The organism is Micromonospora sp. CPCC 206061 (assembly GCF_036906915.1).
Taxonomy (GTDB): Bacteria; Actinomycetota; Actinomycetes; order Mycobacteriales; family Micromonosporaceae; genus Phytohabitans.
In genome coordinates, this window is sequence record NZ_JBAKHX010000006.1 from 149599 (window position 1) to 164994 (window position 15396).

The 15396-nt window shown below is 72.2% G+C and carries 14 protein-coding genes; 9 read left to right on the forward strand and 5 right to left on the reverse strand.

Annotated features, from left to right (window positions below):
- Positions 1-65 precede the first annotated feature (65 nt).
- On the forward strand, positions 66-860 hold the full coding sequence (locus V6V89_RS07700; RefSeq protein WP_334618336.1) for an NAD-dependent protein deacetylase: 795 nt from the start codon (positions 66-68) through the stop codon (positions 858-860).
- Positions 857-1768: an alpha/beta hydrolase family protein gene (locus V6V89_RS07705; protein ID WP_334618284.1), complete on the forward strand. Its 912-nt coding sequence runs from the start codon at positions 857-859 to the stop codon at positions 1766-1768. The genes V6V89_RS07700 and V6V89_RS07705 overlap by 4 nt, the downstream gene beginning before the upstream one ends.
- A gap of 54 nt (positions 1769-1822) precedes the next feature.
- On the opposite strand, the gene V6V89_RS07710 is transcribed toward V6V89_RS07705, so the two are convergent.
- Both V6V89_RS07710 and V6V89_RS07715 read right to left on the reverse strand, forming a co-directional pair.
- Positions 1823-3277, reverse strand: coding sequence for an MFS transporter (locus V6V89_RS07710; protein WP_334618285.1), 1455 nt, complete (start codon positions 3275-3277; stop codon positions 1823-1825).
- 48 nt (positions 3278-3325) lie between these two features.
- The gene (locus V6V89_RS07715) at positions 3326-3811 is read right to left on the reverse strand and encodes a MarR family winged helix-turn-helix transcriptional regulator (protein ID WP_334618286.1); all 486 of its coding nucleotides are present in this window, start codon (positions 3809-3811) and stop codon (positions 3326-3328) included.
- A 143-nt stretch (positions 3812-3954) separates the two neighbouring features.
- On the opposite strand from V6V89_RS07715, the gene V6V89_RS07720 reads away from it, so the two are divergent.
- From V6V89_RS07720 to V6V89_RS07730, 3 genes are all read left to right on the forward strand, one after another.
- Positions 3955-5223, forward strand: coding sequence for a GDSL-type esterase/lipase family protein (locus V6V89_RS07720; RefSeq protein ID WP_334618287.1), 1269 nt, complete (start codon positions 3955-3957; stop codon positions 5221-5223).
- Between the two features lie 152 nt (positions 5224-5375).
- Positions 5376-6134 (forward strand): SDR family NAD(P)-dependent oxidoreductase, encoded by a 759-nt coding sequence (locus tag V6V89_RS07725; protein ID WP_334618288.1) that lies wholly within the window; start codon positions 5376-5378, stop codon positions 6132-6134.
- Positions 6135-6210: 76 nt separating this feature from the next.
- Positions 6211-7005 carry an alpha/beta fold hydrolase gene (locus V6V89_RS07730; RefSeq protein WP_334618289.1) on the forward strand — a complete coding sequence of 265 codons (795 nt, stop codon included), beginning with the start codon at positions 6211-6213 and terminating at the stop codon, positions 7003-7005.
- Positions 7006-7052: 47 nt separating this feature from the next.
- Here the strand turns inward: V6V89_RS07730 and V6V89_RS07735 are convergent, their stop codons facing one another.
- Positions 7053-7964 carry a dihydrodipicolinate synthase family protein gene (locus V6V89_RS07735; protein ID WP_334618290.1) on the reverse strand — a complete coding sequence of 304 codons (912 nt, stop codon included), beginning with the start codon at positions 7962-7964 and terminating at the stop codon, positions 7053-7055.
- A 70-nt stretch (positions 7965-8034) separates the two neighbouring features.
- Here V6V89_RS07735 and V6V89_RS07740 point away from each other — a divergent pair, with 70 nt between their 5' ends.
- Positions 8035-8916, forward strand: coding sequence for a LysR family transcriptional regulator (locus V6V89_RS07740; protein WP_334618291.1), 882 nt, complete (start codon positions 8035-8037; stop codon positions 8914-8916).
- A 213-nt stretch (positions 8917-9129) separates the two neighbouring features.
- Here the strand turns inward: V6V89_RS07740 and V6V89_RS07745 are convergent, their stop codons facing one another.
- Positions 9130-10170: a LacI family DNA-binding transcriptional regulator gene (locus tag V6V89_RS07745; protein WP_334618292.1), complete on the reverse strand. Its 1041-nt coding sequence runs from the start codon at positions 10168-10170 to the stop codon at positions 9130-9132.
- Positions 10171-10291: 121 nt separating this feature from the next.
- Here V6V89_RS07745 and V6V89_RS07750 point away from each other — a divergent pair, with 121 nt between their 5' ends.
- The 3 genes from V6V89_RS07750 to V6V89_RS07760 all read left to right on the forward strand — a co-directional run bounded on the left by V6V89_RS07750 (position 10292) and on the right by V6V89_RS07760 (position 12774).
- Positions 10292-11671 (forward strand): cellulase family glycosylhydrolase, encoded by a 1380-nt coding sequence (locus tag V6V89_RS07750; protein WP_334618293.1) that lies wholly within the window; start codon positions 10292-10294, stop codon positions 11669-11671.
- A 58-nt stretch (positions 11672-11729) separates the two neighbouring features.
- Positions 11730-12236, forward strand: a complete 507-nt coding sequence (locus V6V89_RS07755; RefSeq protein WP_334618294.1) for a hypothetical protein — start codon at positions 11730-11732, stop codon at positions 12234-12236.
- 100 nt (positions 12237-12336) lie between these two features.
- Positions 12337-12774: a hypothetical protein gene (locus tag V6V89_RS07760; RefSeq protein ID WP_334618295.1), complete on the forward strand. Its 438-nt coding sequence runs from the start codon at positions 12337-12339 to the stop codon at positions 12772-12774.
- A gap of 8 nt (positions 12775-12782) precedes the next feature.
- On the opposite strand, the gene V6V89_RS07765 is transcribed toward V6V89_RS07760, so the two are convergent.
- A complete protein-coding gene (locus V6V89_RS07765) occupies positions 12783-15362 on the reverse strand; it encodes an Hsp70 family protein (protein ID WP_334618296.1) in 2580 nt (859 codons plus the stop codon).
- Between the last annotated feature and the right edge of the window lie 34 nt (positions 15363-15396).

The window sequence follows — 15396 nt, forward strand, 5'->3', positions numbered from 1 at the left end:
TAGGGAGTGGCGAGAACCTGAGGCACCATTGGTGCGTGCATGAGGCGACCGCGAAGCTGGCCGAGATGGTGGCCGGTGGTGGCGTCGCGGTCCTGACGGGTGCCGGCATCTCCACCGAGTCCGGCATTCCGGACTATCGGGGCCCGGACGGCGCCGAGGTCCGGCGCGCCCCGATGACGTACCAGACGTTCACCGGCGACGCCGCCGCCCGCCGCCGGTACTGGGCGCGCAGCCACGTCGGCTGGCGGACCATCGCGCGGGCGGCACCCAACGCCGGCCACCGCGCGGTGGCCGAGTTGCAGCGCCGCGGCCTGCTCACCGGCCTGATCACCCAGAACGTGGACGGCCTGCACCAAGGGGCGGGCGCGTCCGGCGTCATCGAACTGCACGGCAACCTCGACCGCGTGGTCTGTCTGGACTGCGGCGACACCACGCGCCGCGACGACCTCGACCAGCGGCTGCGGATGGCGAACCCGGTCTGGCACACCCAGGCGCTCGCGGTCAACCCCGACGGCGACGTAGACCTGCCCGACGAGGCGGTCGACCGGTTCCGGGTCGTCGACTGCCGGTCCTGCGGTCACGGCACGCTCAAGCCCGACGTGGTCTTCTTCGGGGAGACCGTGCCGCGCCCACTGGTCGACGCCAGCTTCGCCGCCGTCCACGACGCCCGACTGCTGCTGGTGCTGGGCTCCTCGCTGACGGTCATGTCGGGGCGGCGGTTCGTGTTACGGGCCGCCAAGCTAGGCATCCCGGTGGCGATCGTCAACCGCGGTTCGACGCGCGGCGACGACTACGCCACGCTTACCGTGGACGCCCCGCTGGGCGCGGTCCTGCCCGAGATCGTCCGGATGATGAGGTGATCGTTCTGCGTCGCAAGGGACTCGCCCCGGTACTGCTGCTCACCCTGCTGGCCGGATGCACGGCTACGGAGCCAGCGGCTTCCAGGAGCGCGCCGGCCACGCCACCCCCGGCCACGACGGCGGGCGCCGCGCCCACCGAGCAATACCAGGTCAAGACCCGCGAGCTCGGCCTCAACCGGGACGGAAACCGTCCGCTTCCGGTGACCATCTGGTACCCGGACACAAGCACCGGACGCTTCCCCGTGATCGTGTTCAGCCACGGCCTCACCGGCCTGCCCACGGACTACCGGCGACTGCTCGCCGACTGGGCGGAGGCCGGGTTCGTGGTGGCCGCGCCGACGTACCCGAACACCAACAAGAAGGCCGCCCAGGTCAACGCGCTCGACGTCGTCAACCAGCCGGCCGACGCCTCCTACGTGCTGACCCAGGTGCTGGCGTTGGACGCCAAGGCCGGCGACAAGCTGAACGGGCGCCTCGACACCGAGAACGTCGCCGCCGCCGGGCACTCAGCGGGCGGCATCACCACCGTCGGCATGTTCACCGTGTACCGCGACCAGCGCCTCGACGCGGGCATCGTGCTGGCCGGCAGCGCACTCGGTATGGGCACCGCCTTCCGGGGTCCGGACGCGCCGCTGCTGTTCGTGCACGGCGACGCCGACGCGGTCGTCTCGTACGCCTCCGGCAAGGCCGCCTACGACAAGGTCCCGTGGCCCAAGGCGATGCTGACGATGGTCGACGGCGACCACGGCCGGACCCTGCTGCGCGCCGGCAACCCGGCGTACGAGGTGTTGGCCGGGGCGACCACGAACTTCTGGCGCTGGACGCTGTACGGTGACCCGGCCGCCAAGACCCGCCTGGCCCAGGACGCCGAGCAGGGCGGCCTGGCAACGCTGGACGACAACCTCTAGGCCCGCCCGATCACCACGTGACCGGCTCGGTGGGCTGGTACAGCCGCCAGCACCCTACTGGGCGGTCGCGACCACAATGGTGGGTTCGGACGAGGCTGGCACGTCTGACGGGCGGCGCGGCGGTTCGCGCAGGAGCAGGAACGCCGCGACGAACGCGGCGACCAGCAGCCCGGCACCGATGGTGAAGGCCAACCGGTACCCGCCGGCCAGCGCCGCGGCCTCCCCCGCACCGCCGCCGAGCAGGTCACCGGTGCGCGAGGCGGCCAGTGTGGACAGTACGGCCACGCCGACCGCGCCCCCGATCTGCTGCGTGGTGTTGAACAGGCCGGACACCAGGCCCGCGTCGTCCCCGCTCGCACCCGACATGCCGAGGCTCGCCAGCACCGGCAGCACGAGGCCGCCCCCTGCGATCAACAGCATCACCGGCAGCAGGTCGGTAACGTAGTTGGCGTGCACGGGCAGCCGGGCGAGCAGCCCGAGCGCGCCGATCAGCAGCGCCAGCCCGGCCAGCAGTACCCGCCGTTCGCCGTACCGGGAGCTCAGCCGCGCGGAGACGACCAGCGACACCGCGCCGATGCTGACCGCGGCGGGCAGCATCGCGAGGCCGGTCGACAGCGCGCTGTACCCGAGGACCCGCTGCATGTACAGCGCGACGACGATCTGGAACGCGAACATGGCGGCGATGGTCAGGACCTGGACCAGGTTGGCGCCGAAGACGTTGCGCGAACGCAGCACGCGCGGCGGGATGAGCGGGTTCTTGGCGGTGGCCTGCCGGATGGCGAAGCCGGCGAGCAGCCCGGCGGCGAGCGCGCCCGTCGCGAGGGTCCGAGCCGACGCCCAGCCGTGCTCCTCCACCTTGACGACCGTGTAGATGCCGACCATGAGCCCGGCCGTGACCAGGAACGCGCCGATCGCGTCGGCACCGGCGCGCAGGCCCACGCCCCGGTCGCCGGGCAGCGTCCACGCGCCCAGCACGATCGTGGCCAGGCCGATCGGCAGGTTGATCAGGAAGATCCAGTGCCAGTTGAGGACGTCGGTGAGCACGCCGCCGAGCACCTGGCCGATCGACGCGCCCGCGGCGCCGGTGAAGCTGAAGACGCCGATGGCCTTGGCGCGCTCGCGCGGCTCGGTGAAGAGCGTGACGAGGATGCCGAGGCTGACGGCGGCCGCCATCGCGCTGCCGACGCCCTGCGCGAACCGCGCGACGATCAGCAGGGTGGGCGAGGTCGCGGCGCCGGCCAGCACCGAGGCGGCGGTGAAGGCGGCGGTGCCGGCGATGAACATCCGCTTGCGGCCGACGAGATCGCCTAGGCGCCCGGCGAGCAGCAGCAGGCTGCCGAACGCGATCAGGTACGCGTTGATGACCCAGGTCAGGCCGCCCGGCGAGAACCCGAGGTCGTCCTGGATGGCGGGCATGGCGACGGTGACGATGCTGCCGTCGAGGATGGTCATCAGCAGCCCGGTGGCGATCACTGCGAGGGCGAGCCAGCGGGACCGTGTGTCAGTCATGAGACCGACCGTAGCAGATAGTTCCGTTACGGACGATCTCTTTGTTACCTAGTTGGCTTGGCGCGCCCGCCGAGCCGCTCGCGGCGCCTCTGTCGGCGTCTCCAGGTACCCGCTGGCCAGGCGCTCCAGCGCGCGCAGGAGGACCTCACGCTCATCTGGGGGCAGGCTCGCGATGGCGTCCGCGTGCACCTGGTCGACGATCTGCTGGCTGCGATGCGCGAGCCGGGCACCCGCCTCGGTGACCGCGATGATCCGGGCCCGCCGGTCGGTGCTGGACGGGCGACGCTCGGCCAGCCCAGCCTTCTCGAGGGCGTCGACGGTGACCACCATCGTGGTCTTGTCCATGTCGCCGAGCTCGGCGAGCTGGATCTGGGTCCGCTCCTCTTCGAGGGCGTGGACGAGCACGCAGTGCATGCGGGTGGTCAGCCCGATCTCCGCGAGCGCGGCGGTCAGCCGGGTGCGCAGCACATGGCTGGTGTGGTCGAGCAGGAACGACAGGTCAGGGCTGGTCCGGGCGGGCGCCATGGCGGTCATGCCACCAAGGATAGCCACTCGTCCCGTAGCGGATAATCCAACAAGCGACCTATCCGGCCCTCCTCCCGGCGACCGATGAGTTTCACTTGGTCGATCCGTCTGCATCGGTGAGCGGTTCCCGAAATGGAGAGTGAGGTACCCCCATGAGCGTGACGTACCGCGAGCCGGGCCGGCGCCAGGCGCTGGCCACGCTGATGGCCGCGCTGGTGGCGATAGTCACGGCCGTCGTCGCGACCGCCACGCCGGCCGGCGCCCACCCGGGCGGCCGCTGGACCGCGACCTGGTCGACGGCGAACATCGCGTCCTTCCCGGACTTCTTCGGCACCCCGAACTGGTCCGGCGGCTTCGACGACCAGTCCGTGCGGCAGCCGATCCGGGTCAGCCAAGGCGGGTCGGCCCTGCGCATCCGGGTGTCCAATGTGTTCGGTACCGGGCCGCTGCGGCTGACCGGCGCCTCCGTCGGCCGGGCGGGCGACGGCGCGGACGTGCGGCCCGGTTCGCTACGCACCGTGACGTTCGACGGCCGTCGGTCCACTGTGGTGCCGGCGGGGCGCGAGCTCGCCTCGGACCCGGTGGCCCTGCGGGTCGCGCCGCTGGAGCGGCTGACCGTGACCCTGTACTTCGCGCGGTCCACCGGACCGGTCACGTTCCACCTGATGTCGATGGCCACGGCGTACCGGGCAAGCGGCGACCACCTGGTCGACCGGTCGGGTGCGGCGTTCGGCGAGACGTCGCAGTCCTGGTATCTGCTGTCCGGTGTGGACGTCATCGGCGCGGCACCCAAGCACGACCGCGGCACCGTGGTCGCGTTCGGCGACTCGATCACCGACGGTGCGTTCTCCACGCCGGACACCGACAACCGGTACCCCGACGAGCTGGCCGAACGGCTCGTCGCCGCCGGTCGCCGCCTGGCGGTCGTCAACGCCGGCATCGGCGGCAACCGGGTCCTGGCCGACGCGGACGGATTCGGCGAGCGCGCCACCGCCCGGTTCCAGCGGGACGCCCTCGACCAGCCCGGCGTGCGCAGTGTGATCGTGCTGGAAGGCATCAACGACATCGGGTTGCTCGGCGGGCAGCCGGTCACGACCGCACAGCTCATCGAGGGGCACCGGGCGCTGATCCGGGCCGCCCACGACCGCGGCGTACGCGTGATCGGCGCCACCATCCTGCCGTTCAAGGGCGTGGCGTACCCGGGCTACTTCACCGAGGAGGGCGAGCGGATCCGCGACGAGGTGAACCACTGGATCCGCACCGGTGGAGAGTACGACGCGGTGGTCGACCTGGACCGGGCGCTGGCCGACCCGGCCGATCCGGACTACCTGCGGGCCGAGTATGACGGCGGTGACGGCCTGCACCCGAACGACGCCGGGATGCGTGCGATGGCCGAGGCGGTCGACCTCGACGTCCTGTAAACGCCCGACGCTTCGGGCCGGACCGCTGCGGCGGTCCGGCCCGAACTCCTTATCTGGGCTCCAGCCTGCTTTCACGGGGCGCGCAAGGGAAAGGGCGCCTCGCCGCCGCGTTCAAACGCGGGCTCGACCGCTCCCCGCCATACAGTGGCTGAGTGACGGATCAACGGGTTGCGGTGGTTACCGGGGCGGCGCAGGGCATCGGGCAGCGGGTGGCGCAGGTACTGGCGGCGGAGGGTTACGCACTCGCACTGCTGGACCGGCAGCCGGTCCCCGACGCGTCCGCCTTCTCCTACGCTGGCGACGTCAGCTCGCAGGCCGACGTGACCGCGTTCGCCGACGCGGTCGACGACCGGTTCGGGCGGGTCGACGTGCTGGTCAACAACGCCGGCATCGCGTTCATCACGCCGCTGGAGGAGACGACGCTGGAAGACTGGCAGCGCGTCCTCGACGTGAACCTGACCGGCCCGTTCCTGCTGAGCCGCGAGTTCGGCCGGCGGATGCTCGCCGCCGGCGAGGGTGCGATCGTCAACATCGCCTCCGTCGCCGGCCTGCGCGGCGTCGCGGACCGCGCCGCCTACAACACCAGCAAGCACGGCCTCATCGGCCTGACCCGGACGCTCGCGGCGGAGTGGGGTGGCCGGGGTGTACGCGTCAACGCCGTCTGTCCCGGCTGGGTGAAAACCGAGATGGACGTCGAGTCGCAGGCGTCCGGCGCCTACCGGGACGCCGACATTACCGACCACGTGCCGATGGGCCGGTTCGCGTCGCCCGACGACATCGCGCAGGCGGTGGCGTTCCTGGCCGACCCGGCACGCAGCGGCTTCGTCAACGGCGCCGCGCTGTCGGTCGACGGCGGCTGGCACGCCGACGGCTCCTGGCAGTCCCTGCGCCTCGACGCCCGCACCCGCTGACCCCCGCTGTGGTCATTGCCACAGCGGGGCCGAGAAGCGGCGATCTTGTCGGTGGCTCCCGGCAGCATGTACGCCCGTGACGCTGCACTACGTGGACAAGGGCGCTGGAACGAGCGTGCTGGCGATACACGGGTGGACCCCCGACCATCGCCTGATGCTCGGCTGCATGGAGCCGGTGTTCGAGACGAAGCCCGGATACCGCCGGCTGTACGTGGACCTGCCCGGCATGGGGCGGTCGCCGGGACCGCCGTCGATCGCCAGTTCCGACGACGTGGTCGACGCGGTGCTGGAGTTCGTCGACGAGGTCATCGGCGACGTGCCGTTCCTTCTCGCCGGCGAGTCCTACGGCGGCTACGTCGCCCGCGCCGTCGTCCGGGCCCGGCCCGAGCAGGTGCGCGGGCTGGCGCTGATCTGCCCGGTCGGCACCGCGCTCGACCGCGCCGAGCGCACCCGCCCCGAGCACCAGGTGCTGCGCCCCGACCCCGAGCTGCTCGCCGCCGCCGACCCGCGGGTCGCCGCGGAGTTCGACGAGATCGCGGTGGTGCAGACGCCCGAGACGCTGCGGCGATTCCGCGACGAGATCCTGGTCGGTCTCGACCTCGCCGACACCGAGGCGATGGCCCGTATCGCGGGGCGGTGGGCGCTGCGCACCTCGCCGGAGAGCGGCCCGCCATACACCCGGCCGACGCTGATTCTCACCGGGCGGCAGGACTCCAGCGTCGGCTACGCCGACCAGTTCGCCCTGCTGCCGCATTATCCCCGCGCCACGTTCGCGGTGCTCGACGTGGCCGGCCACAACGCGCAGATCGAGCAGCCCGAGCTGTTCAACGCGCTGATGCGCGAGTGGCTCGACCGGGTGGCCGCCGAGTAACCGGAGGCCACAGGTGGCGGGCCACCGCGCCGGTCGGGACGGGGCGGTCACTGTGCGGCGACGAGCGCCCGTCCGAGGCGATCGTCGCGCTTGTCGCGCTCGTCCTGGAGGTGGCGCAGCGCTGACCGGGCGGCCTCGGGCTGCGCGGGCAGCAGCGGGAGCCGCACGTCGGCGGTCGGGATGCGCCCTTGGGCGTGCAGGACGGCCTTGATGACCGTCGGATTCGGCTCCGCGAAGAGCGCGGTCGACAGCGACGCCAGGCGGTGGCCCAGCGGTCGCGCCTCGGTCGCCGATCCGGCGCGCCACGCCTCGACCAGTGCGGCGAACTCCGCCGTTGCGACGTGGGCCGACGCGAGGATGCCACCGTCCGCGCCCAGCGCCAGCAAGGGTGAGACGAACGGGTCGTCGCCGCCCAGCACCGCGAATCCGTCCGGCCGGTCGGCCAGCAGGTCGACGGCGGTGGCGTCGACGCCGTCCGCGGCGTACTTGACGCCGACCACCCCGTCGATCGCGGCCAGCCGCCGGAGCGCCTGCGCAGACAGGTGCTGCCCCGTCCGGTAGGGGACATGGTAGGCGAGGAGCGGGACGGGGCTGGCCGCCGCGAGCGCCGCGAACTGTGCGACGACCCCGGCTTCGCCGGGGCGTACGAAGGGTGGCACGAGGCAGAGCGCCGCGGCGACCTCGGGCCGGTCGCGCAACGCGTGCAGCCCTTCGACGGTACTGGCACCGACCACCAGCGGCACCGAGTGGTCCCCGCACACCCGGGCGAGGACGTCGACGACGCCGCTCCGCTCCGCCTCGGTCAACGAGGCCGGCTCGCCTGTGGTGCCGAGGGCCACGAGCCCCGCGGCACCCCCGTCCAGTACCTCGTGGGCCAGCGACTCCAGGGCGTCGAAGGCGACGGCGTCGGCACGGTCGAAGGGCGTGATCAGCGGGACGTACACACCGGAAAGCGTCATGGTCCCAGCCTGCTGCGGGACATCCGTAAGGTCCAGTTCACGTTGCTGAAGCAAACCGTAAGCTGGACTGATGCTCGACGTGCGCCGCCTGCGACTGCTCTGCGATCTTTCCCGCCTCGGTACCATCGCCGCCGTCGCGCAGGCGCACACCTACACGCCGTCCGCCGTCTCGCAGCAGCTGTCTACATTGGAGCGCGAGGCGGGCGTGCCGCTGCTGGAGCGCACCGGCCGGCGCGTCGTCCTCACCGCCGCCGGCCGGGTGCTCGTCGCGCACGCCGAGACCGTTCTCGCCGCCCTGGAGCAGACGTCGGCCGCGCTCGCCTCCCTGGGCACGGGGCTGTCCGGCCCGCTGCGCATCGGCGCGTACCCGACCGCCGTCCGCGCGCTGTTGCCGGCGACCCTCGTCGCGCTCGGTCAGCAGCACCCCGGCCTCGAACTGATGGTCACCGAGCTCGACCCGGTCGACGTGCCGGCCGCCCTGCGCGAACGCCGGCTCGACGTCGGTCTGCTCAACGACTACGACGCCGTACCGGTCGAGCCCGACCCGACCCTGGACGCCGTACCCCTGCTGGACGAGACCGTGTTCCTGGCCGTGCCCGCCGATGGTGCCGACTCGCTGGACACCGCCCGCGACGCCACCTGGATCCTGGCCAGCCCCGGCACGCTCTGCCACACGGCGACCCTCCAGGTCTGCCGCACCGCCGGTTTCACGCCCCGCGCGCGCCACCACGCCGACGACTTCGCCACCGTGCTCGCCCTCGTCGCCGCCGGCCAGGGGGTCTCCATAGTCCCCCAAGTCGCGGCCGCGCGACCGCCCGCCGGGGTGCGGCTGATCCCGCTGCCGACCCGCCGCCGCACCCGCATCGCGTACCGCCACGGCGCCGCCAGCCACCCGGCCGTCGCCGCGTTCGTGGCCGCCATCCGCACCGCCGCCGACGAGGTCGTCAGGTAGCGGCGCGTTCCAGGCCGGGTTGGCTACCTCGCCGAGGTCGCCGTTCGAGGGACAACGCGTTGACCAAGGGGCAAACGCACATGGTTTGGAGCTCAAAGCACGTGCATTCGCCCTTGATCGACGGAAGTCAGGTGGGTTCTGAGATGGGGTCGGAGGGATTGTGACGTTGCAAACGGGGTCCGGACTCACCGTACGGCCGCGCATCGACGTCGGTCAAGACGGCGGGGCGGTGGAGCGGCGGACCACCAGCTCCGGCGTGAACCGGACCTCCTTGTGCCGGTGGCCCGGACGCCCCTCAGCCAGCAGCAGCTCCGCCGCGGCCCGGCCAAGCTCATGGGTCGGCTGCCGGATCGTCGTCAACGCGGGCGCCAGCTGGCCGGCGAAGACCACGTCGTCGTACCCGAGCACCGACATCCGCCCGGGAACGTCCACACCGGCCGCGGCCAGCCCGCGCATCACGCCCACGGCGGCCATGTCGTTGAAGCACACCACCGCGGTCGGGCGCGGCTCGGCGGCCAGCACCCGGGCCACCGCGGCCTCCGCCTCGGCCACCCCGGCCGGTGGCGGCACCGGCAGCGCCACCAGCGCCCACGGCACGTCGAGGCCCGCCGCGGCCAGCCCGCGACGCAGCCCCTCGGCCCGGCCCACCAGCGACGGCAGGTCCACCTCGGTGCGCAGGTACGCGATCCGCTGATGCCCCAGCGCCACCAGGTGCGCGGCGGCGAGCTCGCCGCCGCGGACGTCGTCGACCGTCACCGCGCACAGCCGCGTCCCCGCGCCCGGATGGTCCACCAGCACCACGGGTGTGCCCCGGCGGGCCAGGTCGACGGCGGCGTCGAGACGGGAGCTGACCGGCGACAGCAGCACGCCCCGGACGCCGAGTTCCTCCAGCATCTGCAGGTACCGCGTCTCGCGCTCGACCCGGACGTCGGTGCTGCACACGACCGCCATGCAGCCGGCCTCGGCGAGGCGGTCCTCCATCCCCCGCGCGACCTCGGCGTAGAACGGGTTCGCCGAGTCCAGCAGCACGCAGCCGACGGTCACACTCGGCGCCCCGCGCAGTTGCCGCGCCGCGCCGTTGCGCACGTACCCGACAGCGGTCATCGCGTCCTCCACCCGGCGCCGGGTGTCCACTGTGACCACATCCGGATTGTTGAGCACGTTGCTCACCGTTGACATGGATACGCCGGCCGCCGCCGCCACCTGCCGAATACTCGCCCGCCGCACGAAGTAAGCGTAGGTCTTGCTCAGCACCGATGCATTGACCTACGCTGATTCCCGCTGCGAGCCAGGCAGTGATCGGCGGGGTCCACCGGGTCTGTGGCTCAGACGCGTCCTGCCCCGCTCCCCGGGGCCTTCCCTGCTGAGGTAGGTCATGCAGCGCTATTTCAACCCAAGACGACTCGCCGCCTTCGGCGTGGCCGTGCTCGCCGCGGCGACTTCCATCGTGTTACTCGCGCGACCCGCGGACGCCGCCGTGGGCCTGCACATCAGCGGCACCAACATCGTCGAGGCCAACGGCCAGACGCTCGTCATGCGCGGCGTGAACCACCCGCACGTGTGGTTCACCGGCCAGACCAGCTCGTTCGCCAACATCAAGGCCCTCGGCGCCAACACGGTGCGGGTGGTGCTGGGCAGCGGAAAGCGGTGGGGCCCATCCACCGACGTCGGCAACGTCATCGCGCTGTGCAAGCAGAACAAGCTGATCTGCGTCCTGGAGGTGCACGACACCACCGGGTACGGCGAGGAGGGCGCGGCCGCGTCACTCGACGAGGCCGTCAACTACTGGATCAGCCAGAAGAGCGCGCTGGTCGGCCAGGAGAACTACGTCGTCATCAACATCGGCAACGAGCCGATCGGCAACACCAACGCCGCCCAATGGACCGCCGCGACCACGGCCGCGATCCAGAAGATGCGCACCAACGGCTTCGAGCACCTGCTCATGGTCGACGGGCCGAACTGGGGCCAGGACTGGCAGTACGTCATGCGCGACAACGCTCAGACGATCCTCGACGCCGACAGCCAGCGCAACACGGTGCTGTCGATTCACATGTACGCCGTGTTCAACACCGCCACAGCGATCACCGACTATCTCAACCGGTTCCGCACCAACGGGTGGCCGCTGGTCATCGGCGAGTTCGGGTGGCGGTTCAACGCGAACGAGGTAGACCACGAGACGATCCTGTCCGAGGCGCAGGCTCGCGGACTGGGCTACCTGGCCTGGTCGTGGAGCGGCAACACCGATCCGATCCTCGACATGGCGACGAACTTCGACCCCAACCAGCTCACCACCTGGGGACAGCGCATCTTCAACGGCGCCAACGGCATCAAGGCGACCGCCAAGGAAGCCAGCATCTACAGTGGAGTGACGCCGACGACACCGGCCACGACACCGCCGACCACCCCGCCCACCACTCCCCCGACGACACCGCCGACCAGCCCGCCTCCTGGCGGGCGCACCTGCGCCGCGACGTACTCGATCCTCGGCCAGTGGCCGGGCGGCTTCCAGGGCGACGTACGGGTCACCGCGGGCGGCGCCGCTATCAGCGGCTGGACGGTCACCTGGACCTTCGGCAACGGGCAGACCGTCAACCAGGCGTGGAACGCCACCGTCACGAGCAGCGGATCCACCGTCACCGCCCGCAACGTAGGCTACAACGGCAGCCTCGGCGCCGGGGCGAGCGCCAACTTCGGGTTCATCGGGGCGTGGAACGGTACCAACGCCGCACCGGCCCTCTCCTGCACCGCAAGCTGACCGATCTACCAACCGGGCCGGGCGCGTCGCGCCCGGCCCGGCTGATTACACTTCGTCGATGGCGGTGCTGGAAACGGTTCTCACCACCGCGGGTGGCGCCCTGTCCGCGACGCTCGGCGTCGTGGTGGGCACCGCCCTCAGCCGCCGGGCCCAGGACCGGCACTGGCTGCGCGACCGGCAACTCGCCGCGTACCAGGAGCTGATGCGCCAGTACGCGACCTTCACGATGACGCTTCGGCGCGCACACGTGGGCAGGACCGGCTGGGACTACGACTGGGCGGTCTGGAGCGCCGCGCTGACGTCCGCCAGCCTGGTCGCGCCCGCCGAGGTCGTGGAGGAGATCGACAGGTTCGCGGCCGCGATCGGACGGTTCCTGCGCGACGCGGCCGTCGACACCACGACCAGCGCGCTCAGCGCGGAGGAGTTCGCGCAGGCGATGCATCCACCGGCGATAGCGCAGGTGGCACTGGTCAACGCGATCCGGCGAACTCTCGGCAAGGACCTGGGCGCACTGTCCGTCTGGATCGGCGGTTCACTGACGAGAAATCCGCGCCTGGACGAGTGACCCCGGCACCCGCTCGTCACCCCGAATGAGTGATGCGACGGTCCCCTCCATACGCACACCGCGACGATACGCACCGCCCGCGTGAGATTAGGGTGAGGTCATGTCGCATGCCGTCCGCCCGCTGCCAGTGGGCATTCTCGTGTTGACCGCCGTGCTCGCGGGCTGCGCAGACAGCCCTCAAGCGTCCTCGCCGCCAAGGACGCCACCCGCGACGACGGCCGCTGTGGACGCGGCCACCACCGAGCCGGCGCGCCAGCCACACAAGCTCGTGCTGACCGCGACCGGCAAGGCCACCATCCAGTCGTTCACCTACACGCTCGACGGCAAGGCCACCGAGGGCGGTGCGGCAAAGCTGCCCTGGCGGGTGTCGGTGGACGTGCCCGCTGACGGCAAACGGCACGAGTGGAGCCTCAAGATCACGTACCGCAAAGGCAACATCGACCTCATGGGCATGTTCAACGGCAAGGTCCAGACCACCAGCCGGGGCATGAGCAGTGGAGAGGGCACCGGCGGTATCAGCGGTTCCGTGCTCGGCTGAGGCGACCGTCAGACCGGGCCGGCGTCGTGCCGCCACCAATCGATCATCGCGGTGGGGTCGCCGCCCTGAAACGCGAACGCCTGGATGGCCAGCTGGTCACTGGTCCATACCAGCCGCCGGTTGCCGTTCTCGCCAGTGGCGCAGCTCAACCGCCCGCTGAGACCGCCGCGCTGCCACGGCGCCTCGCCCACGAAGCCCCGTGGCAGCTTGGTGCAGTCCTCGTCGTTCGACCCGACGCTGCCGTAGCTTCGCCGCATGGCCGCCTGGCTGGGGAACTGGTAGTAGAAGACGATACTGGCGCCGCTAGTCGGTCCACAGACGACGGCGACGACCGGCTCGACGCCGACGTTCGCGCGCACCTGCTCTGGGGACGGGCGCAGGCAGTCCACTCGCGACCGCTCCGGCACGCGCGCGAGCAGCGCCTGCTCCTCGGCCGTCGGAAACGCCGGTGAGGCCTGGGCGTTGACCGCCTCCACGACCCTCTTCACGGGCGGTCCGGAGTCGGCCCGCCACCAGGCGGACAGGCCCTCGGCGTCGGTGCCGGCGGCGCGGCCGGCGAGCAGGAGCGACTCGACGCTCCACTGCATCACCAGCGTGCTGCGCGGGCCGGGATGGCACATCAGCGCGCCCAGTTCGACGCTGCGCAGGTCGTAGCGGCGTGAACCCAGGAAGCCGGGGGCGTCGCCGTCCTGGCAGGCGACGCCGGTCGGCGCCTTGACCGCCGCCGCGTGCGTGTCCATGGTGGACTGCAACGCGGCCAGCGCGCCGAACCGGAAGTACGACACGCTGGTCGCGCCCGTGCCCCGAGGGTCGCATCGCACGCCCGCCGTGGCGCCAGTGAAGTCGTCCAGGTCCGCGACGCTTGCCCGCCGGCAGCCGTTCGCGGCCAGCAGGTCGACCAGGGTCCGCTCCTCGGTGGTGGGAAAGGCGGGCGCGCCGGTCCAGGACAGCCAGGCCGCCCGCAGCGCGGCGGCGTCGTCGACGTCGGCTTCGGTACGGGACACGGTGCGCGCCTTCTCGTCCGTCCACACGAGACTGGCACCGCCGTCCGCGCCGCTGCCGCAGACCACGCGCCCCGTGGCCGGTCCCGTGGCGGGGTACCGGTGCTCCCCCGAGTTCGTCGCCGCGCAGTCGCCCTCGCTGGCGGCGGCGCCCGCCTCGCGTACCGCTTTCTGGTAGGCGGAGTCGACGGCCGCCTGGTCGGCGAACAGCCCGACCACGACCTCCGGTCCGTCCTCGCCGCGGCAGGCCAGCGTGCGAGTCGCGCCCGCCATCGCGGTGGCCTCCCGGCAGTCGCGGCGCAACGGCTCCAGTACCCGCGAAAGGCCGTCCGATGTGGAGCCCGAAAGCTGGCTGGCGGCTACGGCGGCCGCGGCGCCCGCGACGACGGCGAGCGCCAGCGCGGCGGCGGCCAACCGGCGACGCGACCGCCGCTGGCCTGATTCGCCGATCAAGTCAGCGGCGGGCGGCGGCCAGCTGCGCGACGGGTCCGGCAGCACCGGCGGTGGCCCGCCGACCGCCGTCCGCACGTGCAGGCTACCCTCGGCGACCACCAGTTCCGGTTGCTCGACCACGGTCGGCGCGACGCCGAGCCGCTGGTGCAGCAGCGCGGCGGCCAGCGGCAGCCGGCTCGACCCGCCCACCAGAAACAGCCCAGCCAGGTCCTCGGGCGCCACGCCGGCGTCGTCGAGCACCGCCCGGCTGGCCGCGACGGTCCGTTCCAGGACGGGTTCCGCCAGCCGGTCGAGCTGCTCCCGGCCCAGCGGCGCCTCGTCCTCGAACAGCGGCACGTGTACGGTCGTGTGCGCCGCCCGGGACAGCAGTTCCTTGCCCGCCCGCACGTCGTCCCACAGTGTCCGTGAGGCGCGCCGGTCGGCCGGTTCACGGGGCTCGACGAGCCGCTTCCAGACCTCGCCGTCCCGCGCGCCGTAGGTGTCGCCGAACGCCTCGACGATCGCCGCGTCGACGTCCAGCCCACCCGCGTCAGGCAGGCCCCGGGTGGCGAGCACCTCGAAGCCGTCCGGCCCGTGCCGCACCACCGACGCGTCGAACGTGCCGGCTCCCAGGTCGTACACCATCAGGCTGGAACCGGCGGGGACCCGCCGGCCGGCGACGGCGGCGAACCAGGTCGCGGCCGCCACCGGTTCGGCCACCAGCGTCACGTCGCCGAACACGGGCGCGGCGGCCGACCGCAGCACCTGCTGCCGCCGCGGCCCCCAGGCCGCCGGGCAGGTCAGCACCGCCTCGGACACCGGGCCACCGGCTACCCGCGTGGCCTCGGCGGCGACCCGCTTCAGCACCGCGGTGATCAGATCACCGACCGTGACGGACTCGCCGCCCAGCAGTACCGTGCCGTCGTCGACGCAGCGCTTCGGGTGCGGTTCGAAGCAGTCCGGCCGGGTGCGCGCGGCGTGCGTGGCGTCCCGCCCGACCAGCAGGCCGGCCTCCGGGTCGGCGTGCACGGCGGACGGCAGCAAAGGTGAGCCGTCGAACAGCAACGGCCGCACCCGCCCGTCGGGAAAGGCGAGCACCGCGGCCGTGTTGGAAGTCCCGAAGTCCACTCCGACCCGATATGCGTCGCCCCCCACGAACGACACCCTACGTTGCGATAGCGTCCTCGAC